At 71.3% G+C, this 23,248-nt stretch carries 22 protein-coding genes; 12 read left to right on the top strand and 10 right to left on the bottom strand.

Features of this window, described 5'->3' with window-relative positions:
• The first annotated feature begins 52 nt into the window (after nt 1-52).
• Together AB0K73_RS08330 and AB0K73_RS08325 are read left to right on the top strand one after the other, a co-directional pair.
• Nucleotides 53-715: a response regulator transcription factor gene (locus AB0K73_RS08330; protein WP_360516760.1), complete on the top strand. Its 663-nt coding sequence runs from the start codon at nt 53-55 to the stop codon at nt 713-715.
• Complete coding sequence (locus AB0K73_RS08325) at nt 715-2,514, top strand: histidine kinase (protein WP_360516763.1); 1,800 nt, start codon at nt 715-717, stop codon at nt 2,512-2,514. Before AB0K73_RS08330 ends, AB0K73_RS08325 begins: the two co-directional genes overlap by 1 nt.
• Nucleotides 2,515-2,529: 15 nt before the next feature.
• Here the strand turns inward: AB0K73_RS08325 and AB0K73_RS08320 are convergent, their stop codons facing one another.
• Together AB0K73_RS08320 and AB0K73_RS08315 are read right to left on the bottom strand one after the other, a co-directional pair.
• Nucleotides 2,530-2,868: an MGMT family protein gene (locus AB0K73_RS08320; RefSeq protein ID WP_360516766.1), complete on the bottom strand. Its 339-nt coding sequence runs from the start codon at nt 2,866-2,868 to the stop codon at nt 2,530-2,532.
• Nucleotides 2,869-2,883: 15 nt separating this feature from the next.
• On the bottom strand, nt 2,884-3,336 hold the full coding sequence (locus AB0K73_RS08315) for a GNAT family N-acetyltransferase (protein WP_360516769.1): 453 nt from the start codon (nt 3,334-3,336) through the stop codon (nt 2,884-2,886).
• A 62-nt stretch (nt 3,337-3,398) separates the two neighbouring features.
• On the opposite strand from AB0K73_RS08315, the gene AB0K73_RS08310 reads away from it, so the two are divergent.
• The 8 genes from AB0K73_RS08310 (at nt 3,399) to AB0K73_RS08275 (ending at nt 13,667) form a co-directional block, all read left to right on the top strand.
• Nucleotides 3,399-4,430, top strand: a complete 1,032-nt coding sequence (locus AB0K73_RS08310; protein ID WP_360516772.1) for a tellurite resistance/C4-dicarboxylate transporter family protein — start codon at nt 3,399-3,401, stop codon at nt 4,428-4,430.
• Nucleotides 4,431-4,549: 119 nt separating this feature from the next.
• The gene (locus tag AB0K73_RS08305; RefSeq protein WP_360516775.1) at nt 4,550-5,764 is read left to right on the top strand and encodes an NADP-dependent isocitrate dehydrogenase; all 1,215 of its coding nucleotides are present in this window, start codon (nt 4,550-4,552) and stop codon (nt 5,762-5,764) included.
• Between the two features lie 175 nt (nt 5,765-5,939).
• Nucleotides 5,940-7,814, top strand: a complete 1,875-nt coding sequence (locus tag AB0K73_RS08300) for a heavy metal translocating P-type ATPase (RefSeq protein ID WP_360516778.1) — start codon at nt 5,940-5,942, stop codon at nt 7,812-7,814.
• A 242-nt stretch (nt 7,815-8,056) separates the two neighbouring features.
• Entirely contained in the window at nt 8,057-9,319 is a 1,263-nt protein-coding gene (locus tag AB0K73_RS08295; protein ID WP_360516781.1) for an extracellular solute-binding protein, read from the top strand.
• 74 nt (nt 9,320-9,393) lie between these two features.
• Entirely contained in the window at nt 9,394-10,395 is a 1,002-nt protein-coding gene (locus AB0K73_RS08290; protein ID WP_360516784.1) for a sugar ABC transporter permease, read from the top strand.
• On the top strand, nt 10,392-11,234 hold the full coding sequence (locus AB0K73_RS08285) for a carbohydrate ABC transporter permease (RefSeq protein ID WP_360516787.1): 843 nt from the start codon (nt 10,392-10,394) through the stop codon (nt 11,232-11,234). Before AB0K73_RS08290 ends, AB0K73_RS08285 begins: the two co-directional genes overlap by 4 nt.
• Nucleotides 11,231-12,760, top strand: coding sequence for a glycoside hydrolase family 3 N-terminal domain-containing protein (locus tag AB0K73_RS08280; protein ID WP_360516790.1), 1,530 nt, complete (start codon nt 11,231-11,233; stop codon nt 12,758-12,760). Before AB0K73_RS08285 ends, AB0K73_RS08280 begins: the two co-directional genes overlap by 4 nt.
• Nucleotides 12,761-12,881: 121 nt before the next feature.
• The gene (locus AB0K73_RS08275) at nt 12,882-13,667 is read left to right on the top strand and encodes a glucosamine-6-phosphate deaminase (RefSeq protein ID WP_360516793.1); all 786 of its coding nucleotides are present in this window, start codon (nt 12,882-12,884) and stop codon (nt 13,665-13,667) included.
• A 28-nt stretch (nt 13,668-13,695) separates the two neighbouring features.
• Here the strand turns inward: AB0K73_RS08275 and AB0K73_RS08270 are convergent, their stop codons facing one another.
• A complete protein-coding gene (locus AB0K73_RS08270) occupies nt 13,696-14,286 on the bottom strand; it encodes a TetR/AcrR family transcriptional regulator (protein ID WP_360516796.1) in 591 nt (196 codons plus the stop codon).
• An 89-nt stretch (nt 14,287-14,375) separates the two neighbouring features.
• Between AB0K73_RS08270 and AB0K73_RS08265 the strand changes: the two genes are divergently transcribed.
• On the top strand, nt 14,376-15,467 hold the full coding sequence (locus AB0K73_RS08265; RefSeq protein ID WP_360516799.1) for a hypothetical protein: 1,092 nt from the start codon (nt 14,376-14,378) through the stop codon (nt 15,465-15,467).
• A gap of 61 nt (nt 15,468-15,528) precedes the next feature.
• Here AB0K73_RS08265 and AB0K73_RS08260 read toward each other — a convergent pair whose 3' ends face one another.
• The 7 genes from AB0K73_RS08260 to AB0K73_RS08230 form a co-directional block, all read right to left on the bottom strand.
• On the bottom strand, nt 15,529-15,897 hold the full coding sequence (locus AB0K73_RS08260) for a YrdB family protein (RefSeq protein ID WP_360516802.1): 369 nt from the start codon (nt 15,895-15,897) through the stop codon (nt 15,529-15,531).
• Nucleotides 15,898-15,996: 99 nt separating this feature from the next.
• Nucleotides 15,997-17,151, bottom strand: a complete 1,155-nt coding sequence (gene nagA / locus AB0K73_RS08255; RefSeq protein WP_360516805.1) for an N-acetylglucosamine-6-phosphate deacetylase — start codon at nt 17,149-17,151, stop codon at nt 15,997-15,999.
• Entirely contained in the window at nt 17,148-17,936 is a 789-nt protein-coding gene (locus AB0K73_RS08250) for a DeoR/GlpR family DNA-binding transcription regulator (RefSeq protein WP_360516808.1), read from the bottom strand. Before AB0K73_RS08250 ends, nagA begins: the two co-directional genes overlap by 4 nt.
• The gene (locus AB0K73_RS08245; protein ID WP_360516811.1) at nt 17,933-18,784 is read right to left on the bottom strand and encodes a class II fructose-bisphosphate aldolase; all 852 of its coding nucleotides are present in this window, start codon (nt 18,782-18,784) and stop codon (nt 17,933-17,935) included. Before AB0K73_RS08245 ends, AB0K73_RS08250 begins: the two co-directional genes overlap by 4 nt.
• Nucleotides 18,781-19,755, bottom strand: coding sequence for a PfkB family carbohydrate kinase (locus AB0K73_RS08240; RefSeq protein WP_360516814.1), 975 nt, complete (start codon nt 19,753-19,755; stop codon nt 18,781-18,783). The genes AB0K73_RS08245 and AB0K73_RS08240 overlap by 4 nt, the downstream gene beginning before the upstream one ends.
• Entirely contained in the window at nt 19,752-20,732 is a 981-nt protein-coding gene (locus AB0K73_RS08235; protein ID WP_360516817.1) for an ROK family protein, read from the bottom strand. The genes AB0K73_RS08240 and AB0K73_RS08235 overlap by 4 nt, the downstream gene beginning before the upstream one ends.
• Nucleotides 20,729-21,598: a sugar isomerase gene (locus AB0K73_RS08230; RefSeq protein WP_360517146.1), complete on the bottom strand. Its 870-nt coding sequence runs from the start codon at nt 21,596-21,598 to the stop codon at nt 20,729-20,731. Before AB0K73_RS08230 ends, AB0K73_RS08235 begins: the two co-directional genes overlap by 4 nt.
• A 387-nt stretch (nt 21,599-21,985) precedes the next feature.
• Between AB0K73_RS08230 and AB0K73_RS08225 the strand changes: the two genes are divergently transcribed.
• Nucleotides 21,986-23,230: an extracellular solute-binding protein gene (locus AB0K73_RS08225; protein WP_360516820.1), complete on the top strand. Its 1,245-nt coding sequence runs from the start codon at nt 21,986-21,988 to the stop codon at nt 23,228-23,230.
• Nucleotides 23,231-23,248 lie beyond the last annotated feature (18 nt).

Below are 23,248 nucleotides of genomic sequence, written 5' to 3'. Positions count from 1 at the left end.
CAGGTGGGTAGTGTCCCCCGAACGGTCATTCCTGCCTGCGGACGGAGGTGCGATGAACGACGCCCGGCCCCTGCGCGTCGCGATCGCCGATGACGCGCTGCTGCTGCGCGAGGGCATCGCCAAGGTGCTCGAGGGCGGCGGCATCGACGTGGTCGCCTCGGTCGGCACCGGAGACGAGCTCCTCGAGGTCGTGCGCGAGGGCGGCATCGACGCCGCGGTGCTCGACATCCGGATGCCGCCGAGTTATCGCGACGAGGGCATCATAGCCCTCGAGGCCCTTCGTTCCGGCGGAACGACCATCGGCGTGCTCCTGCTCTCGATGTACGCGACGCCCGAGTACGCGTTGCGCGTCATGGGCGCAGGCAGCGGCACCGGGTACCTCCTGAAGGAGCGCGTGTCGGAACCGCAGACCCTCGTGCGCGCCGTCGAGACGGTCGCTTCGGGCGGCTCCGTCGTCGACCCCGAGGTCGTCGAACAGCTCGTCAAGCGAACCCGCGCCGACGACCCGCTCTCCCGATTGACCGAGCGGGAACGGTCGGTGCTCGAGCTGATGGCGCAGGGCTACTCCAACGGCGGCATCGCCCAGACGCTGTTCCTCGGCCTGAAGACCGTCGAGACGCACGTTCGGAGCATCCTGCAGAAGCTCGACCTCGAGGAGTCGCCCGAGCACCACCGGCGCGTGCTCGCCGTGCTCACGCTCCTCGGCGAACGGTGATGGCGCCCGGCCGCAAGGGCCGGATCGCCAGGCGCACCGCCGTCATCACGGTCGTCGTCGCGCTCAGCCTCTGGATGGAGGTCGCGGGCTTCCTCGCCACGCCCGATTCGGAGCGTCCCGAGGTGTCCTACACCACCCTGCACGCCATCGTGCCGCTGGTCTTCGCCGCCTCCGCCGGCGTCGCCTGGCGGATCAGCCCGACCCGGGTGCCACCACGACTCATGGTGGCGTTCGTGGTGCTGTGGATCCCGCAGTCGATCTACTACGTGATCGGCGGGGCCGCCTGGCTGTGGCCGATCGTGCGCGGCGTCGACCTCGGATGGGCGGTCATCGCCGGCATCCTCGTGATGGTCTACCCGAAGGGTTACCTCAGCGACCGCTTCGACCGCTGGATCGCCGGCATCGCACTCGTGGCGTCGCTCGTGAACCTCCTCGCCGTGCTCCTGCTCGCCGCCCCGGAGAACGTCACCTGCGGATGCGTCGTCCCCAACCCCTACCAGGTGGCGGATGCCCCGGCCCTCTTCGCGCTCATCGACGTCGGGTACCGCATCGTCGGCGTCCTGCTCGCCCTCGTGATCGCGGGTCGTCTGCTCGTGCGCTGGGTGCGCGCGAGCGTGCCCGCCCGCACGGTCGCGTTCCTCATGCCGCTCGCACTCTTCGCTTGGGCAACCACCCTCGCGGCCCAGGCGGTGACCTACGCGGCGGCGTCGACCGCCGACATCGTGCTCGACACCGTCTCGCTCATCGCGATGGCCTCGATCCCCGTGAGCTTCGACGCGGGCGTCTCGCACGCCCGCAACATGCGCGCCCGGGTCGCCGACCTCATGCGCATCACCCGCGAGGGCGCCGACCGCGGCCTCTGGGCCGAGTCCCTCGCCCGCACGTTGCGCGACGCCTCGGTGCGGGTCTACTGGTGGGACGAGGAACGTGGTCGGTACGCGGATGCCGCGGGCACGCCGATCGACGAAGCGCACGCCGATCCGCGTGGCAGCCACAGCATCCTGCCGGTCGCCTCCCCGCTCGGCACGCCCATCGCACTCATCCGTCACGACCGGGTGCTCACCGACAACATGCGCCTCCTCGACGGCGTCTCGAGCGCCCTCCGGCTCTCGGTCGACAACGGGCGGCTGCGCTCCGAGATCGAGCGCACGCTCGAGCAGGTGCGCCAGTCCCGCCAGCGCATCGTCGAGGCGGGCGACGAGGCGCGGCGCCGCATCGAACGCGACCTGCACGACGGCGCGCAGCAGCACCTCGTCTCGCTCGGGATGCGGCTGCGGCTCGCCGCGAACGCCGCCCGTGACGCGGGGGAGGAGGGGCTCGAGGCCGAGCTCGAGGGCTCGATCACGACGCTGAACCAGTCGCTCAAGGAGCTCCGCGAGCTCGCCCACGGCATCCACCCCAGCCTGCTCTCATCGGGCGGGCTCGCGCTCGCCGTGCCCGAGCTCGCCGGCCGCTGTCCGGTGCCCGTTGCCGTCGATGTGCAGGCCGAAGGGCGCCTCCCGGAGATCGTCGAGTCGACGGCCTACTTCGTCGTCGCGGAGGCGCTCGCGAACATCGCCAAGCACTCGGGAGCCACGCGCGCATGGGTGCGTGCGCACATCGTCGACGGCGACCGCCTCGAGCTCGTCGTGCGCGACAATGGCCGGGGAGGCGCGAGCCTCGACGGCGGCACCGGCATGCTCGGCATCTCCGACCGGGTCGACGCGGTCGGTGGATCGATCGGGCTCGAGAGCCCGGCGGGTGCCGGCACGACCTTGACGGTGCACATCCCGCTCGGCCCTGCTCCCACCGAGGACTGACGCCCGCTTGCCCGCTCAGGGACGCCAGCGGCTCACGGTGAGGTCGATGCGGTAGCCGTCCTCGTCGTCCACGGGATGGAGCGGTACGCCCTCGGACTCGTAGTGGGGCCGCGCCCGCTCCGCCTTGCCCGAGGGCGGCCTGCCGCCGGCGCGGACGACGCGCCACCACGGGAGATCCGAACCAGACCTCGCCATCACCTGGCCCACGGCGCGCGCGCCCCGCGAACCGAGGAGCGCGGCGACGTCGCCATAGGTGGCCACGCGCCCGGCCGGGATGTCGGCGACGACGGCGAGCACCGCGTCGGCGAACCCGCCGACCGGCTCAGGACGGCGACCTGCCGACTCGGCTCGCACGTCGGATGCCTCGGCTCAGAGCTCGAGTGCGCCGATCACGTCGCCGTATTGCGACTCGCCGATGTCGACGAACCCGATGCGGTGGAAGAACGCCTCGGGGCCCTCCTCGCCCGGCTCCCAGAGCACCGTGATGCGGTCGACACCGCGGCGCTTGGCCTCCTCGGCGAGGGCGGTGGCGAGGAACCGACCCACGCCCTTGCCCTGCACCTCGGCGTCCACGTTGATGCGCCAGATGCAGGCCCGGAACTCCTCGTGCTCATTCTCGGGGTCGAAGTTGCCGTGGATGAAGCCGACGACCTGGTCGCCCATGCGGGCGACGCGCTGCCAGGCGGCGGCGGGATCCACCACGGCGGTCTCGGCGGCGTACGTCACGGGGGCGATGAACTGTTCCTGGCCGGGCTTCAACGAGAGCGAGTTGGCGGCGACGATGTTCGACGCGGACAGTTCTTCGAGTTTCAGCTCAGCCATGGTGCCAAGGCTAGCCCGTGGCGCGCCGCCGTCGGTAGCCGAACCGGGTTTAGGGTGGCCTCGTGAACGCCGCGCGAACGGCAGCCCTCGACTCCGCAGTGAGCACGCTGCCGCCCGGGTACTTCGCCCTGGTGATGGCCACCGGCATCGTCGCGGCCGGACTCGACACGGTCGGGCTCACGGCCGCCGCCGGGGTACTCACGGCCATCGCGGTGGTCGCCTACATCGTGCTCCTGGTGCTCACCGGCTGGCGGCTCGTCATCTGGCGCGACCGCATGCGTGAGGACTTCATGTCGGCCCGCAACGGCTTCCTCTTCTACACCTTCGTCGCGGCGACGTGCGTGCTCGGCACCCGGCTGGTGGACGTCGTCGGGCCGTGGTGGGCGCTCATGTTCCTCGCGGTCGGCCTCATCGGCTGGATCGTGCTCGGCTACGCGATCCCTTGGTGGGTCGTCGTCGAAGGCGGAGCCGGTCGCAGCCTCGAGGGCGTGAACGGCACGTGGTTCGTATGGCCCGTCGCGAGCCAGTCCTGCGCCGTGCTCGCCGCGACGCTGGAGGTGCGAATCGACGAGCTCGCCCAACTGCTCTCGATCATCGCCATCCTCTTCTGGGGCATCGGCGTGGTGCTCTACGGGGTGATCGGCGTGGCGGTGGTGATGCGGTTCCTGATGTTCGGCATCGAGCCCGAACAGCTCGGCCCGCCCTACTGGATCGCGATGGGCGCCGCCGCGATCTCGGTCTTCGCCGGTGCGCTCATCGTCGACATGACCGGCACCCCGATGGCGTCGGTCACCCAGGGGCTGATCGGTGGGGCATCCGTCCTGTTCTGGGCGTTCGCGAGCTGGCTGATCCCGGCATTGCTGCTGATCGGCTGGTGGCGGCATGTCGCGCGGCGGGTACCGCTCACCTACGACCCGGCCTACTGGAGCCTGGTGTTCCCGCTCGGCATGTACGCCATGGCGAGCATGCACCTCGGCGCGGCCGATCGGCTTCCCATCGTGGGTGCGATCGGCGCGGGATTCCTCTGGGTCGCGGTCCTCGCGTGGGTGATCGTGTTCATCGCCACCGGCGTGAGCCTGGCGAAGCGTCCCTGACGCCGCATTTGTCTTGATATCGAGATATTCTGATGAGGCGCTAAGCTGGACGGCGGCGTGTCGCACCGCCCCCCGAAGACTTCTGAAACTCCCCTCGAGAAACCCAAGGAGACATCCTCTTGTCCAAGATCACGGTTGAAGGCACGGTCGTCGAACTCGACGGCGACGAGATGACGCGCATCATCTGGCAGGCCATCAAGGACCAGCTCATCCACCCGTACCTCGACGTGAACCTCGAGTACTACGACCTCTCGATCCAGAAGCGCGACGAGACCGACGACCAGATCACCGTGGACGCGGCGCACGCCATCCAGAAGCACGGCGTCGGCGTCAAGTGCGCCACCATCACGCCCGACGAGGCTCGCGTCGAGGAGTTCGGCCTCAAGAAGATGTGGCGCTCCCCGAACGGGACCATCCGCAACATCCTCGGCGGCGTGATCTTCCGCGAGCCGATCATCATCTCGAACATCCCGCGCCTCGTGCCCGGCTGGAACAAGCCGATCATCGTCGGCCGTCACGCGTTCGGCGACCAGTACCGCGCCACCGACTTCCGCTTCGAGGGCGAAGGCACCCTCACCATGACCTTCACCCCGAAGGACGGCTCGGAGCCCCAGACATTCGAGGTCTTCCAGGCGCCCGGCTCGGGCGTCGCGATGGGCATGTACAACCTCGACGACTCGATCCGCGACTTCGCGCGCGCCTCGCTGAACTACGGCCTCGACCGCAACTACCCGGTCTACCTCTCGACGAAGAACACCATCCTGAAGGCCTACGACGGCCGGTTCAAGGACATCTTCCAGGAGATCTTCGACACCGAGTTCAAGGAGAGGTTCGACGCGGCCGGGCTCACCTACGAGCACCGCCTCATCGACGACATGGTGGCGGCCAGCCTCAAGTGGGAGGGCGGCTACGTCTGGGCGTGCAAGAACTACGACGGCGACGTGCAGTCCGACACGGTCGCGCAGGGCTTCGGCTCGCTCGGGCTCATGACGAGCGTGCTCGCCACGCCCGATGGCAAGATCGTCGAGGCCGAGGCGGCGCACGGCACCGTCACGCGCCACTACCGCCAGCACCAGCAGGGAAAGCCCACCTCGACGAACCCGATCGCCTCGATCTACGCGTGGACGCGCGGTCTCGCGCACCGCGGCAAGCTCGACGGCAACCAGGAGCTCATCGACTTCTCGCACACGCTCGAAGACGTGGTCATCACGACCGTCGAGTCGGGCGCCATGACGAAGGACCTCGCGATCCTCGTCGGCCCCGACCAGCCCTACCAGACGACGGAGGAGTTCCTGCAGACCCTCTCCGACAACTTCAAGGCGCGCCTGGCCTGATCGCCGGGCCGACCGCACGATCCAGACGGGGTCGGATGCCGCCGCGGCATCCGACCCCGTCGTCGTCCCCGCCGCGCGACGTCACGCCGGTCCGTCCCCGCCGCGCGACGTCACGCCGGTCCCTGCTCGCCGAAGCCGGGTCACGTCGGCCCGGGATCCGGGGGAGGATGGAGGCATGATCGTCCTGAAGCTCGCCCGGCGGTACTGGGCGGTGACGCTCACGCTGGCGGTGGGCCTGACCGGGATCGTGCTCGCCCTCGCCGGCGCCGGCGAGGCGGTGCCGTGGCTCTTCGGCGTGTACGCGCTCGGCGTCGCCGCCTGGCAGGCCGTCGGCATGGTGCGCGACCTCCTGCGCGGCCACTGGGGCCTCGACGTCCTCGCGGTCACCGCGATCGTCGCGACCGTGCTCGTCGGCGAGTACATCGCCGCCCTCATCGTGGTGCTCATGCTCACGGGCGGCGAGGCCCTCGAGGACTACGCGAACCGTCGGGCGAAGCGCGAGCTCGATGCGCTCCTCACCCGCGCGCCGCAGCTGGCCCACCGCGTCGAGGGCGACCGCCTCGTCGACATCCGCGCCGACGAGGTGCGGCCAGGTGACGTGCTGATCGTACGCCCCGCCGAGATCGTGCCCGTCGACGGCGTGCTGAGTTCGATCGAGATGGTGGTGGACGAGTCATCCATCACCGGCGAGAGCATCCCCGTCGAGAAGCACACGGGCGACGAGGTGCTGAGCGGGTCGGTGAACGGCCAGTCCGCTGTCGAGATCGTCGCGACCGCGACCGCTGCCGACAGCCAGTACCAGCAGATCGTCGCCCTGGTCGCGGCGGCGGCCGAGTCGAAGGCCCCAGTCGTGCGGCTCGCCGACCGGTACGCCGTGCCGTTCACGGTGTTCTCGCTCCTCCTCGGGGGCGTCGCGTGGTGGGTCTCGGGCGATCCCGTGCGCTTCGCCGAGGTGCTCGTGCTCGCGACCCCGTGCCCCCTGCTCATCGCGGCGCCCGTCGCGTTCATCGGCGGAATGAGCCGGGCCGCGCGAAACGGCATCATCGTGAAGGGCGGCGGGGTGCTCGAACAGCTCGCCAGGGCACGCACCGCCGTGTTCGACAAGACGGGCACGCTCACCCACGGCGAACCCGAGCTCGTCGCGGTCCGCCCCGAGCCGGGATTCGAGGCCGACGAGCTGCTGGGGCTCGTGGCATCCGCCGAGCAGTACTCCTCGCACGTGCTCGCCGCGTCGATCATCGACGCCGCTCGCGCGCGCGGGCTGCGGCTCGTCGAGGCCGAGCGGGCCCGTGAGGCCGCCACCAACGGTGTCGTGGCGAGCATCGGCGGACGCGAGGTCGTGATCGGCAAGTACGCGTACGTGCTCGAGAACGCGCCCGCCACCCGGCGCACCGACATCGCCCCCGGCGAGCTCGCCGTCTACGTCGCGGTGGACGGCGTGTACGCGGGCGCCCTGCTCGCCCGCGACCGGCTCCGCGACAATGCCCGCGAGACCCTCGAGCGCCTCGACGCACTCGGTGTCACGCACACGATGATGCTCACCGGCGACGCGCAGGCGACCGCCGATCACATCGCCGCCGAGATCGGCATCGAACGCGTGCGTGCCGAGTGCCTGCCAGGCGACAAGGTGCGCGAGGTCGCCGGGATCTCCGAGCGCCCCGTCATCATGGTGGGCGACGGTGTCAACGACGCCCCGGTGCTCGCGGCCGCCGATGTCGGCATCGCGATGGGCGCCCGCGGCGCGACGGCGGCGAGCGAGTCGGCAGCCGCCGTCATCCTCGTCGACGACATCTCGCGCACGGCCAAGGCCGTCGAGATCGGGCGCGACACCGTGCGCATCGCGCTGCAGAGCATCTGGCTCGGCATCGTCGTGAGCGTGGGGCTCATGGTCGTCGCGGCGTTCGGGTTCATTCCCGCCACGGCGGGGGCGCTGCTGCAGGAGGTCGTGGATCTCGCCGCGATCCTCGCCGCGCTGCGTGCGATCGGCGGGCGACGGGATGCCGCGGCCGCCGCCGTGTCACGGACGCGTGCGGCCGTCCCGGCGCGCTGACCGCGGTCGTCCGGGATCGAAGGTCGCGGGTGGCTCGTGCGACCATGCATGCGCGCCTTCTCGATTCGGGCAGGCGCTGTCCGCCCCGCCGGCGGGTCGGCTCCCACGCACGCGTGCGGCGTTGGTCACAGGTCGGTAACGCGTCGCCGCGGCATCCGGAAAAAGCTTGCCTCCGGTTAGTTCGTAAGCTTTACTAACAAACACATCTCCCGCTGGCTTTCACCGATGAAAGGAAACGACGAATGAGGAAACTCGGCATCGTGGCGCTCGGCGCCGCGGCGGCGCTCACCCTTGCCGGCTGCGCCTCCGGAGGCGAAGCGGCCTCCGACGAGGGCGCCGAGATCCGCGTCTGGCTGGTCGGCACCGACACGCCCGACGAGGCACGCGACTACCTGGTGGAGACCTTCGAGGAGGAGCATCCCGGCACCAGCCTGGTCATCGAGGAGCAGTCCTGGGACGGCCTGGTCGATCGCCTGACCACGAGCCTCTCGGGCTCCGACAGCCCCGACGTCGTCGAGGTCGGCAACACGCAGGCGGCGGCGTTCACGTCGGCGGGTGCGTTCCTCGACCTCACCGATCACTACGACGAGCTCGGGGGCGACGACCTCTTGCCCGGCTTCGTCGAGGCCGGTTCGTACGACGGCACGTTCTACGCGGCGCCCCTGTACTCGGGCGCCCGTCTCGTGTTCTACAAGAAGGATGCGCTCGCGGCGGCCGGCCTCTCGGTGCCCACCACGCTCGACGAGTACGTCGCGAACGGTGAGAAGCTCGCGGCCGCGAACCCCGGCATGTCGGGCATCTGGTGGCCCGGTCAGGACTGGTACAACGCCCTGCCGTACATCTGGGAGCGCGGCGGCGAGGTCGCCGTGCCCGACGGTGAGGAGTGGGACGCACAGCTCTCCAGCCCCGACTCCGTCGCGGGCCTCGAGCAGGTGCAGCAGGTCATGACCGGGGCGTCGCGCGCGCCGAAGGACGCCAACGAGACGAGCCCCGAGGTGGGCTTCTGCGACGGCACCACGCTGCAGCTGTCGGCGCCGAGCTGGGTCAAGTGGTCGATCCTCGCGCCGGCGGATGCTGAGGCTCCCGGATGCCCCGACCAGGAGCAGAACCTCGGCGTGTACGCCCTGCCCGGCAGCGACGGCGGTGCGGCCCAGGTCTTCGCGGGCGGCTCGAACATCGGCGTGTCCGCGAAGTCGGCGCACCCCGAGCTCGCGGTGGACGCGCTGAAGATCATCCTCTCCAACGAGTTCCAGACGATCTACGGCGAGAACGGCCTCGTGCCGGCGAAGCTCTCGCTCGCCGACACGCTCGGCACCGACGAGGTCGCGCAGGCCATCGCCGCGGCCGCGGGCAACGCCAAGCTCACGCCCGCGTCGCCGAAGTGGGCGGATGTCGAGGCCGCAGGCATCCTGCAGGATCTCTTCGTGAACATCGCGCAGGGCGGCGACGTGCAGGCGCTGGCCGAGGCGGCCGACGAGGAGATCGAGGCGATCCTCAACAGCTGACCGGATCCATCCGCCCCGAACGGAGGGCGGGCCGATCTCGCGCCCGCCCTCCCTCGACCTCCAGGAGCAGCACCATGACCACGGTCGACACCGCCGGCCTCGACCAGGCACCGCGTGCCGCCGTCGCGGGTGACACCGATGCGGCCCCGACGCCGCCGGGAAGCGCCCGTCCGACACGACCGCGCCGACGGGGCGGCCTCACGCCCTACGCGCTGATCACGCCGGCGCTCATCGTGCTCGCCCTCATCGTGGGCTGGCCGCTCGTGCAGCTCGTCATCACGTCCTTCCAGGAGTTCGGGCGTGCGCAGGTCTTCGGCGCCCCTCCCGCCTGGGTCTGGTTCGAGAACTACGTGGATGTGCTCACCGACCCCGTCTTCCACGCGGTGCTCGCGCGCACCCTCGCATTCGCGGCCGCGTGCGTGGTCACGACGATGCTCATCGGAACGCTCATCGCACTCCTGATGGCGCGGCTCCCGACGTCGTTCCGCGTCCTGCTCTCGATCGGCATGTTGCTCGCGTGGGCGATGCCCTCGCTCACCGCCACGGTCGTCTGGGGCTGGATGTTCGACACCGCCTACGGCGTCGTCAACCACGTGCTCGTCAACTGGTTCGGCCTCGAGGAGTACGTGCAGCACTCGTGGCTCATCGACCCGCTGAGCTTCTTCCTCGTGGCGGGGCTCATCATCGTGTGGGGCGCGGTTCCGTTCGTGGCGTTCACGCTGTACGCGGGCCTGACCCAGGTGCCCGACGAGGTGCTCGAGGCCGCGCAACTCGACGGTGCGGGCGGGTTCGCGCGCTTCCGCCTCATCGTCTTCCCATACCTGAAGCCGATCTTCCTCGTCGTCACGATCCTGCAGCTGATCTGGGACCTGAAGGTGTTCACGCAGATCTTCGCCCTGCAGGACATCGGCGGCATCCGGGCCCTCACCTCGACGCTCGGGGTGTACATCTACCAGACCTCGATCGCGGGCGGCGACTTCGGCCACGGTGGCGCGATCGCCGTCATCACCGCAGTGCTGCTCATGTCGATCTCGATCTTCTACATCCGCCACCTCACGAAGCAGGAGGAGCTGTGACCCGCGCCCGCATCGCGACCGTCGCCTACAGCGTCGTCTCGGTCGTGCTCTTCGCGTTCTTCGTCTTCCCCGTCTACTGGATGGTGAACACGTCGCTGCAGCCGAACAACGAGATCCGCGGCACCGACCTGCACTTCTGGCCCGACAACCTCACCCTGCGCAACTACGAGACCGTGCTCTTCGACCCGGGCCGCAGCCCGTTCCTCCCGGCCGCGGGCAACTCGCTCATGGTCACGATGCTCACCGTGGTCATCGCGCTGGTGTTCGCCTTCCTCGCCTCGGTCGCCGTGACCCGGTTCCGCTTCGCGAGCCGCCGCGCGTTCATCATCACGATCCTCGTGGTGCAGATGATCCCGGGCGAGGCCATGATCGTCTCGATCTTCCGGGTGATCGACGGCTGGCAGCTCCTCAACACCATCGCGGGGCTCACGATCGTGTACATCGCGACCGTGCTGCCGTTCACGATCTGGACGCTGCGCGGCTTCGTGAACGGCGTCCCCGTCGAGCTCGAGGAGGCCGCGATGATCGACGGATGCTCCAGGGCGGGCGCCTTCTGGCGGGTCACGTTCCCCCTCCTCGCCCCCGGCCTCGTGGCGACCGGCGTCTTCGGGTTCATCCAGGCGTGGAACGAGTTCATCATGGCGCTCGTGCTCAACGCGCGTCCCGAGATGATGACGCTGCCCGTGTGGCTGCGCACCTTCCTCGTGGCCAACGGCACGACGAACTGGGCCGGGCTCATGGCGGGCTCGACGCTCATGGCCATCCCGGTGATCGTGTTCTTCCTCGTCGTGCAGGGGCGGATGACGAGCGGGCTCGTGAGCGGGGCCGTCAAGGGATGAGCGAGCGCGAACGGGCCGGTGCGGGCGATGACCTGCACCGGGACATCCTCACGACCCTGCTGCCGGGGTTCACCGGCACCACGGCGCCCGACTGGCTGCTCGCCCGGCTGGCCGAGGGCCTCGGCGGGGTCTGCGTGTTCGGCCACAACGTCGCCGGTGCCGAGCAGCTGCGGGCGCTCAACGCCTCGCTCCGAGCCGCGAACCCGCTCGCGGTCGTCGCGATCGACGAGGAGGGCGGCGATGTCACGCGCCTCTTCCACCACGCCGGCGCGCCGTTCCCGGGCAACGCGCTGCTCGGCCGCCTCGACGACGAGTCGCTGACCGAGCGCGTCGCACGCGCCGTGGGCGAGGCGCTCGCGGCCACGGGTTGCACCCTCGCGTTGGCGCCCGACGTCGACGTGAACTCGAACCCCGACAACCCCGTGATCGGCGTGCGCAGCTTCGGTGTCGACCCCCACCTGGCGGGGCGGCATGCGGCTGCATGGGTACGCGGGCTCCAGGGCACGGGGGTCGCCGCCAGCGCCAAGCACTTCCCGGGCCACGGTGACACCGCCACGGACTCGCACCTCGCGCTGCCGGTCGTCGACGTGTCGCTCACGACGCTCCGCGCGCGGGAGCTCGTGCCGTTCCGCGCGGCCATCGCCGCGGGCGCGCGCACGATCATGACGAGCCACATCCTGTTGCCGCAGCTCGACGCGGCGAACCCTGCCACCCTCTCGCCGCTCCTCGTGCAGGGCGTGCTGCGGGGCGAGCTCGGGTTCGACGGCGTGGTCGTCACCGACGCGCTCGACATGCACGGCGCGAGCGGCGTGCTCGGCATCTCCGAGGCGGCCGTGCAGGCGCTCGCCGCCGGGTGCGACCTGCTCTGCCTCGGCAGCGACACCACGGCCGGCGAACTCGAGGTCATCGTCACCGCCATCGAGGCCGCGATCGCCGACGGCCGCCTCGCCGCCGATCGGGTCCGCGAGGCGGCCCGCCGTGTGCGCGCGCTCGCCGCGACGGCCCCGGCCATGCCGACGTCGCCCGCCGTGGTCGAGCCGCGGCACGATGCGGCCGACCTCGCCCGACTGGCGTCGGCGTTCGACGTGACGGATGCCGCGCGCGCACGCCTCGCGTCGGCGTCGCGCGTCGGCACCGTCGTGCGCGTCGAGACCGCGGCGAACATCGCGATCGGGCACGCGCCGTGGGGACCCTTCGCGGCGGCCGCGGCCGGAGCGGATGCCCCGTGGCTCGACACGGCACGCATCCTCACGGTTGCCGCCCACACGGTGCTTCCTGACCCGGCGTCGCTCGATGGTGCTGTGCTGGTGGTGGGCAAGGACCTGCACCGGCATCCGTTCGCCGTCGCCGCCGTCGCCGCGCTGCGTGCGGTGCGCGACGACGTCGTCACGGTCGACATGGGCTGGCCCTCCGACGACCGCGCCCTGGCCGACGTCGCCACCTTCGGGGCCTCGCGGCTCGTGGGGGAGGCCCTGCTCGGCTTCGTCGCCGAGGCGGTGGCGCTCGCCCCGACGTCGGCTCCGTGACCCTATCCTGATGGGACGGCCGCCGACGCGGCCGTTCCTGCGCCTCGCTCGACCACGGGTCGGTGCGGGTCACTTCACGTTCCGACGGTCTCGTCGGTGCCGCCCTCGGAGGAGAACAGCCATGGCCGAAGTCGTGATCGTCGCCGATGAGGATGCCGCGGGCCGCCTCGTCGCCGACGCGATCGTCGCCCTCATCCGTTCGAAGCCCGACGCCGTGCTCGGCCTCGCGACCGGGTCGACGCCGCTGGCAACCTACCGGGCGCTCGCGGACCGCATCGCGGAGGACCGCATCGACGTGCGCGGGGTGCGCGGGTTCGCGCTCGACGAGTACGTGGGGTTGCGACCGGGTCACCCCGAGAGCTATCGGGCGGTGATCGCGCGAGAGGTGGTGGAGCCGCTCGGCCTCACGCCCGAGCTGGTGCGCGTGCCGAACGGCGACCCCGCGTCGATCGAGCACGCCGGCGCCGACTACGAGACGGCACTCGTCGCGGCGGGCGGAGTCGACCTGCAGATCCTCGGCATCGGGCGAACCGGGCACATCGGCTTCAACGAGCCCGGCTCCTCGCTCGCCTCGCTCACGCGCGTGAAGACCCTCACCGAGCCCACGCGCGCCGACAACGCGCGCTTCTTCGATTCACCCGCCGACGTGCCGATGCACTGCATCACCCAGGGCATCGGCACGATCCTGCGCGCGCGGCACCTCGTGCTCCTCGCGTTCGGCGAGGCGAAGGCGCACGCGGTGGCGGCGGCCGTCGAGGGCCCCGTGACCGCGAGCCAGCCGGGTTCGGCGATCCAGCTGCACCCGCACACGACGGTCATCGTCGATGAGGCCGCGGCATCCGAGCTCGGGAACCTCGCGTACTACCGTCACGCGTGGGCCAACAAGCCCGCCTGGCAGGGCATCTGAGGCCCTCTCCCAACCCGGGCCCGCCGGGTCAGCGGGGGAGCAGTTCGGGCAGCGCGGCGATGTAGGCGGCCTGGTCGAAGTCGGGCGAGACCGTGCGCAGCACCATGAACCCCGGCAGGAACGCCATGGCGATGGGGGCCATGCGGGCCGCCCACGCATCCGGGTCGCCGTCGACGCGCCCGGGCTCCGCGGTAGCCCATTCCGCGAAGGCGGCCTCGACCGTCGTGCGCACCGTCAGGTAGGCGCCGTGGACGGCGTCTCGGATCTCGTCGTCGACCGAGGCCTCGGCCCACAGCTGCACCAGCAGGGCGCTGAGCGGCTCGCGTCGCATCCCCTCGATGAGCGTGGCGATGACCTCCGCGGGAGCCAGCGGCGGACCGCCGTGCCGACGGGACTGCAGGTCGCTCCGCCGAGCTTCGAGCACGCGCCCGGCGACGGCCGTCACCAGGTCCTTCTTGCCGGCGAAGTGCCCGTAGATCGCCCCGGCGGAGAGCCCTGAGTCCGCGATGATGTCGGCCATCGACGTGCGCTGGAATCCCCTGGCCATGAAGCAGCGCATGGCCGCGGAGATGATCTCGTCGCGGCGGGCCTCGCGGTACTCGGCGGTCACTTTCGGCATCCGTGCCCCCAAACAGAATGTTCGTTCTTGACAAGCATAGGTCGCGGTTCCAGTATAAAGAACGAATATTCGTTTTGTTTGGAGACCGGATGTCGCAATCCATGAACACCACGGCGCACACGCCGATCGGCCGAGCGTTGGGCATCTCGCTCACGCTCGCCGCGGTGCTCGCCGTCATCGTGCTGGCCTTCTCGTGGCCGTCGGTGATCGCCGAGCCGCGCGACCTGCCGATCGCCGCGGCCGGACCCGCCGAGGCGATCTCGGCCGCCGAGGACGCCGTCGAGGAACAGGCTCCCGGCGCGATCGCCTTCCGAGGGGTCGACGACCGCGACGCGGCCGTCGACGCCATCGAGCGCCGCGAGGTGTACGGCGCGGTCGTACTCGGGCGGGAGCCCGAGGTCCTCACGTCGTCGTCGTCGAGCCTCGTCGTGGCGCAGCTCCTCGCCAACGTCGCCGCGCAGCTCGAGGAGGGCGTCAACGCCCAGGCCGCCGCGGCCGCGGCCGCCGCGGGCGCTCCGACCGCCCCGCCCCGCATCGACGTCCCCGTCACCGACGTCGTGCCGTTGGCCGAGTCCGACGAGCGCGGCACGGGCCTTGCGGCGGCGGTCTTCCCGCTCGTGCTCGGCGGCATGATCGGCGGTATCGCCATCTCGATCAGCGTCATCGGTGCCGTTCGGCGGGTCGTCGCCGTGCTCGTCTACTCGGCGGTCGGCGGGCTCGCACTCGCCGGGATCCTGCAGGGCTGGTTCGGGTCACTGCAGGGCGACTTCTGGCTGAACTCGACGGGCATCGCGCTGGCGCTGGTCGCCATCGCCGCCCCGATCACCGGGTTCGTCGCACTCATCGGTCGCCCGGGCATCGCCGTCGGCCCGGTGGTCATGATGCTGTTCGCCAACCCCATCTCGGCCGCCGCGGTTCCGAAGGAGTTCATCCCCGTGCCGTGGGGCGAGGTCGGCCAGTGGTTCCCGCCGGGTGCTGCCGCGTCGCTCATGCGCGAGCTGTCGTACTTCCCGGGCGCCGACTCCACGTTCGAGTGGCTGGTGCTGGGCGCGTGGGCGGTGGGCGGCCTCCTGATGTCGGTCGTCGGCCACTTCCGCACCGAGGGGGCTGCAGAGCCACACGAAGTCGAGGCGGTCGCGAGTCGCGACGACGAGCGTTCCGGCGATCTCGTCGCCATCTGAGCGAATGCCGCGCGACGGCGTTCGGCCGATTCGGCCGGGCGCCGGCGCGCGTCGCGTCGGGTCAGCTCGCGAGCTGTTTGCGGCCGTTGATGATGCCGCTCACCGCGGCGACGAGCGCGAAGACGATCGCCACGACGGGTTGTCCGAGCATCCACCAGGCGATGGCGGCCGCCGAGAACACCGCGATCTCGACGAGCGCCTTGCCGAACACGTCGATGCGGAACACCGCCTTGGGCGAGACGAAGAGCGCCCACAGCAGGATCGCGAGCGCGGGGGCGCCGAGGCCGATGAGCACGCCGGGCCACGGCAGCGGGAACGCCAGAAACCCCCAGATGCCGAGGCTCACGAAGGCGAACAGCTCGAGGAGGAAGCGGAGGATGTCGTTCGGCCCGACCTTGGGCATGGGCTGGTTCGTCTCGGTGCTGCTCACGGCTTCCCAGCCTAGCCCGGGTCGCTCAGCGGAAGTTGATCGTACGGGCCCCGTCGAGGAGCACACTCTCGGCTCGGCGAAGGGGTCGGGCTCGGCCGCTCAGGCGAGCCGCACACCGCCTGCCCACACCGACTCGACCGCGAGGTCGTCGCCGAGCAGCACGGCGTCGGCGGCGTACCCCGGCTCGAGGCGTCCGAGTTCCGTCGCGCGACCGATCGCCGCGGCGGGCACGTCGGTGAGCGCACCCACGGCCTCGGCGAGGGGGATGCCGCTGTCGACGGCCCTCCGCAGCGCCTCGTCCTGCGTGAGCGTCGAGCCCGCGATCGACCCGCCCTCGAGGAGGCGCGCGACGCCGTCCGCCACGATGACCTGGAGCGAGCCGAGCAGGTACTCCCCGTCGGCCGCGCCCGCCGCTGCCATCGCGTCGGTGACGAGGGCGACCCTGCCGGGTGCGCCCGAGAACGCGAGTCGCACGACGTCGGGGTGCACGTGCACGCCGTCATTGATCACCTCGAGGGTGACATGGTCGGCGTGCATCGCCGCGACCACCGGACCGGGCGCACGATGGTGGATGCCGCGCATCCCGTTGAAGGCGTGCGTCAGGATCGAGGCGCCCGCGTCGAAGGCCGCGAGGGTGGTGTCGAAATCGGCGCCCGTGTGCCCGACGGCCACGGCGACGCCGGCATCGGTGAAGCGGGCGATCGCGTCTCGCGCCCCGGGATGCTCGGGGGCGATGGTGATCTGGCGGAGGCATCCGTTCGCCGCCTCGAGCAGGCGGTCGACGGATGCCGCGTCTGCGTCGCGCAGCTGGGCCGGGTCGTGCGCGCCGCGGAACTCGTGGTCGAGGAACGGGCCCTCGAGGTGCGCGCCGAGCACGCGCGGGTCGGATGCCGCGGCCCGGCCGATCGTCGCGAGCCGCTCGGCGAGCGACTCCACGGACGCCGTCACCAGCGAGAGCACGGAACGCGTGGTGCCGTGCGCGCCGTGCACCGCGAGCACCGTCTCGATCGCCTCGACGCCGTCCTCCACGGATGCCCCGCCCGCACCGTGGCAGTGCAGGTCGATGAAGCCCGGCGTGAGGCGGCGGCCCGCGGCATCCGTCACCGTCGCATCGGGACGCAGGCCCTGGCGCCACCCGTCGCCCGTGCCCCGGGCGGCCACGAGGTCGCCCTCGAAGCGCACCCAGGCGTCGTCCACGGTCGCGCCGCCGCTCACGAGGAGGGCGGAGTGGATGATGGCGGATCGTGCGCTCATTCCGCCACGATAACGTCGTACCCGCCGTCGACGAGGCGCTGCCGCTGCTCGTCGGTGATGCCCATGTCGGTGATGACCGTCGAGAACAGGCGGCGGTGTCCGATGGCGGCGAATGCGCGCCTGTCGATCTTCGACGCATCGGCGACGAGCACGGCATGCGTCGCGCGCGACGCCATGAGCGCGTTCACCGCGGCCTCGCGCTCATCGTGCGAGGTGGGGCCCACGACGGGATCGATGCCGTTGACGCCGATGAACGCGAGGTCGAGCGTGATGTGGTCGAGCACGGCGTCGGCGTAGGCGCCCACGAGTTCGTACGAGCGCGCGTGCACGACGCCGCCCGTGACCACGGTCTTGATCTGCGGACGCATCGCCAACTGCATCGCGATGTTGATGGCATTCGTGACGACGGTGAGGCTTGGATCGTGCGAGGGCTCCATGATGTCGGCTCGAGACATGAGGGCGTCGGCGATCGCGGTCGCGGTGGTGCCGCCGCAGAGTCCGATCACCGCACCGCGAGGCACGAGCGCGCTCGCGGCGCGGGCGATCGCGGCCTTCGCCTCGGGGTTCTGCAGGTTCTTGTAGCGGATCGGGAGGTCGTAGGCAACCGAGTGGGCCACAGCCCCGCCGCGCGTGCGCGTGAGCAGCTGCTGCTGCGCCAGTGCGTCGAGGTCCCGGCGCGCGGTGGCGGGGGAGATCCCGAGCCGCTCGACGAGCTGGTCGACGTCGATCTGCCGGCTCTCGGCGAGCAGGTCGAGGACGGCGCTGAGGCGCTCGGCACGGTTCATCCTGGCTCCTTCTCGGCGGAGGCGAAGAGCGCCAGCAGGCGTGTCGCCTCGAGGCGCACGGCCTCCCGGCCGGCGGTGACGTACTTCCGCGAGTCGACGACCTGGGGGTGCGCGGTCAGGAAGTCGCGGATCGCACCCGTGAAGCGTGCGTTGAGGTGCGTCGACACGTTGACCTTCGTGAGGCCGGCGTGGATGCCCTCCATGATCATCTCATCCGCGACGCCCGAGGAGCCGTGCAGCACGAGCGGCACCGGCACGACGCGCGCGAGTCGTGCGATGAGGTCGACGTCGAGGGCGGCGGTGCGCTCGGTCATGGCGTGCGAGGATCCGACCGCGACGGCGAGGGCGTCGACGCCCGTGTCGTCGACGAACCGGGCCGCCTCGCCGGGATCGGTGCGGACGCCGGGGGCATGCGCGCCGTCCTTGCCGCCGACCTCGCCGAGCTCGGCCTCGACGAGAGCGCCCGTCGCGCGCGCGTACGCGACCACGCGGCGGGTCGTGGCGACGTTGTCGTCGAACGCGAGCCTTGCGCCGTCGTACATGACCGATCCGAACCCGCGGTCGATGGCGCGGAGCGCGAGGCCCGGGTCCTCTGCATGATCGAGGTGCACCGCCACGAGGGCGCTCGAGCCCTCGGCGACCGCCAGCGTCGCGGCCGCGATGGGCTCGAAGGCGCCGTGATAGCGGATGCAGTTCTCCGAGAGCTGCAGGATGACGGGCAGCCCGGCGTCCTCCGCGGCGCCCGCCAGCGCCTCCGCGGTCTCGACGTGCACGACGTTGAACGCGCCGACGCCCCGGCCCGCGGCGCGCGCCGTATCGAGGATCGTGCGGGTCGGGGTGAGGGTCATTCGTGCTCCTCGTCGGTCGGGATCTCGAGCGTGGTGACCTCGATCTCGGCTTCGAGCTCGGCGTGCCGAGGTGAGAGCTCTCCGGCGAGGGGCATGCGCACGGCGCTCGCCGACCAAGCTGCTGCGCGCCGCGCGAGCCGGGCGCGGGCGCCCGCCGCGGCAACCGTGTCGCTCCAGAGTTCGTCGCCCGCGGCGACGGCGACCGCGATCGCGGCGACGGCGGCATCGCCGGCCCCGGTGGCATTGCCCCGGAGCGGGCGTGACAGGCGGGCCTGCACCGGTCTGCGGTCACGCCCGACGACGAACAGGCCCGCCTCGCCGAGTGAGACGACCACGAGGCGGGTGCCGGCATCGATCAGCTCGAGCGCGCCCTCGAGCGGATCGTCGCACCCCGTCGCATCCGCGAGTTCCTCGCGATTGGGTTTCAGCACGTGCGCGCCGGCGCGGGCGGCGGCGAGGAGGCCCGGCCCGCTCGTGTCGGCCACGACCGGCACGCCGGCGCCGGTGAGGGCGGCGACGAGGTCGCCGAGTTCGCCCGGCCCCAGACCTGGCGGCAGGCTGCCGCTGATGACGACCGCACGTGCGTCGCGCCCGAGGCTCGTGGCCGCTTCGATGAGCGCCGCGGACTCGGCGGGTGCGAGCGCGGCGCCGACCTCGTTGAGCACGGAGGTCTGCCCGCGCAGGTCGTCGACGATCGCGGCGCTGCGTCGGGTGGCCTCCCCGACGGGGATGAGCCGGTGCGGCACACCCGACACCGAGAGTTCGGCGGCGAACGCCGCGCCGGTGTCGCCGCCCACGGTCGCGAGCGCCAGCACGCCGTGGCCCTGCGCGTGCAGCACCCGGGCGACGTTCAAGCCCTTCCCGCCGGCACGGCCGGCACCGGTGGGCACGCGATGGGTGGCACCCGGCGTGAGTCCCGCGACGTGCCAGGTGAGGTCGAGCGCCGGATTCGGCGTCACGGTGAGGATCACGGCGTGGTCCGCTCGTCGAGCCGGTCGGCGAGATCGCGCGCCGCGAGCGCGGTGCCGAGGAGGCCGGCGTCGTCGCCGAGTCGCGCACGGACGAGTGCGGGCCGGCGATGGAAGCTGAGCAGTGCGTCCAGTCGCTCGCCGAGCGGATCGAACAGCGCGGGGCCCGCCTGCGCGAGGCCACCACCGAGCACGACGGCCTCGGGCGCGACGGTCGCGACGAGGCGCGCGAGCGCCTCCGCGAGCGCGCGCACGGCGTCATCCCACACCCGCTGCGCCACGGCATCGCCGGCCAGGGCCGCGTCGAGCACTTCGCGGGCGCCGTCCACCGCGATCTCGGAAACCGCGGTGTAGCGCCGAGCGACCGCACCCGCCGAGGCGATGGTCTCGAGACATCCGCGTGCACCGCACGTGCACGGTTCGCCGTCGGGATCGCTCAGCGCGTGGCCGAGCTCGCCGGCGAATCCGCCGCCCGAGTATGGCCGGCCGTCGAGGATGAGGGCGCCGGCGATGCCGGTGCCGATGGCCAGGACGACCACATCGCCGAAGCCCCGCGCGGCACCCAGTCGGTGCTCGGCATCGCCGGCAGCGCGCACGTCGTGGCCGAAGGCGACCGGGAGGCGGAGCGCCTGCTCCGCGAGGTCGCGGATCGGCGCATCGCGCCAGCCGAGGTTGGACGAGAAGATGCCGACGCCCGCCACCTCGTCGACGAGCCCCGGCACGCTGACCCCGGCGGCCACCGGACGCACGTCGGGCACGTCGGCGACGTGCCGGCCGGCGAGCTCGGCGAGGGCGGCGACGACCGCGCCGGCGGGATCGGTGGCGTCACGGGGAGTCGACGTGCGGCGAAGGCCCAGCACGCGCCCGTGCCGGTCGATGAGGGCGGACTTCGTGTCGGTGCCGCCGACGTCGAACGCGAGCACGGCCTCGCCGGGGCCGAGGGGTGCGGTCGACGGGGCATCGGGGCGCACGGGGCTCATCCCTCGAGGATGACGGAACGCGTGAGATTGCGGGGCGCGTCGGGATCGAGGCCGCGCGACCGCGCCCGATCGAGCGCAACACGCTGGGCGCGCACGAGCTCGGCCATCGGGTCGAGCCGGCCCGCTTCGAAGCGCGCCCCGGTCGCGGCGACCTCTTCGGCGAGAGCCTCGGGCGCGTCGCCGAAGTGCCACGTGACGCGGCCCGGGGCCGCGATCGCGATGGGCCCGTGTCGGTACTCCATGGCCGGGTACGACTCGGTCCACGACTGCGACGCCTCGCGCATCTTGAGGGCCGCCTCGTGGGCGAGACCGATCGACCAGCCTCGGCCGAGGAACGTGAACTGCTCGGCGTCGGTGAAGGCCGGATCGAGCTCCTCGGCGATCGCGCGCTCGGCGTCGCGGATGGCGCCGTCGAGTTGCGCGCCCAGCGACGCGCGGAGGAGCGCGAGCGCGGTCGTCGCGAAGCGCGTCTGCACCACCGACCGCTCATCGGCGAACGGCAGGGTGATCGCGTCGTCGACCAGGCCGACGAGCGGGGAGGCGGCATCGCCGATGACGCCCACCGTGCGCACGCGACCGCGCAGGCCCTCGACGAGTTGGAGCACCTCGGTCGTCGTTCCCGACCGTGTCAGTGCGACGACGGCGTCGTAGCCACGGTCGACGAAGGCCTCGGATGCCGCGAAGGCGTCGGTTTCACCGTGACCTCCCGCCTCTCGGAGCCAGGCGTACGACTGCGCGATGAACCACGACGTGCCGCAGCCGACCACCGCGATCCTCGCGCCCCGCTCGGGGAGCGAGGCCTGCTCGGCGGCGAGCGAAGCCGCACGTGCCCACGTCTCGGGCTGCGAGGCGAGCTCCGCGGCCATGTGCACGCCGCCGGGCCGGCCACCCTCGGCAGGGGGGTTCGAGCCGGCCTCGCTGCCGTGGGTCATCTGGTTCCTCCGTGTCGATCGGCGTGCAGTGCCCCAATGATTGCAAATGATCGTTACGCCTGTCTAGCGAGCAGGTGCATGAACGGATGCCCCACCCTCGCGGGTCATCGACGCGGGTGCCTCGGACCGGTAACGATCAGGTCAAGGTGTCTTGACGCGGCACGCTCGGGTGCGCCATCATCGTGACCACCGCGTGACCGTATGTGATCGAAAACTACCCTTTCACGTCAATTTCACGCACACGGCGGCCTCCTGCCGCCACCACCGCACCGGCGCGGTGCTCCGCTGCGCCCGTGATCCACGAACAGTGAGGAAGCACGAATGAAGAAGTCGCTACGCTTCGGCGCCGCGCTCGCCATGGCAGCCACCGCATCGCTCACGCTCGCATCGTGCGGGTTCGGCGGCGGCTCGGGCGACGACGCGAGCGGGAAGACGACACTCGACCTGCTGGTACCGAGCTACTCCGACAACACCCAGGGGCTCTGGGAGGACGTCATCGCCGGCTTCGAGGAGGAGCACCCCGACATCGCCGTGAACCTCGAGGTCCAGTCGTGGGACAACCTCGAGTCGGTCATCACCACGAAGATCCAGGGCGGTGAGGCGCCCGACATCTACAACGGCGGTCCATTCGCGGGCTTCGCAGCCGACGGCCTCCTCTACCCGGCCGAAGACGTCGTGTCGGGCGACACCTACTCCGACTTCCAGGAGTCCTTCCTTGCCAACGCGGAAGTCGACGGCACCGCCTATGCCCTGCCCTTCATCGCGTCGGCGCGTGCGCTGTTCGTGAACAACGCCCTGCTCGAGCAGGCCGGCGTGGCCGCGCCGCCCACGAACTGGGATGAACTGCTCGACGCCGCCACCAAGATCTCGGGGCTCGGCGGCGGCATCGCCGGCTACGGCATGCCCCTCGGCTCCGAGGAGGCGCAGGCCGAGGCGGCCGTCTGGCTCTGGGGCGGGGGCGGCACGTTCGGCGACGAGTCCGAGATCACCATCGATGACCCGTCGAACCTGCCGGGCGCCGAGCAGATCAAGACGATGATCGACGCGGGCGCCACCCAGGCCGACGCGGGTTCTACTGACCGCTCGCCGCTCATGGACATCTTCGTGCAGGGCAAGATCGGCATGCAGGTCGGCCTTCCGCCGACGGTCGGCCAGATCGAAGAGAACAACCCCGAGCTCGACTACTCGATCGTGCCCATCCCCACGCAGGACGGCAGCCCGTTCACGCTCGGCGTCATGGACCAGCTCATGGCGTTCCAGAACGACGGCGACAAGCAGGAGGCCATCACGGCGTTCCTCGACTACTTCTACTCGGCCGAGGCGTACGTGCCGTGGGTGGAGGCGGAGGGCTTCCTGCCCACCACCAAGTCGGGCGCCGAGGAACTCTCCGATCAGGAGGCCCTCCAGCCCTTCCTCGAGGTGCTGCCCGACGCGCAGTTCTACCCGAGCACCAACCCCAAGTGGTCGGCGACGGATGCGGCGTTCAAGGCCCTCTTCGGCCAGCTCCAGACGAAGCCGGCGCAGGATGTCCTCACCGAGATCCAGGCGCAGGTCGACGCGGGCTAGTCTCGCGGCATCCGACTC

The organism is Agromyces sp. NPDC052230, from assembly GCF_040679595.1.
GTDB lineage: Bacteria > Actinomycetota > Actinomycetes > Actinomycetales > Microbacteriaceae > Agromyces.
Note: the sequence above shows the minus strand (reverse complement) of the source record. Positions and strands in the feature narration are given on the sequence as shown.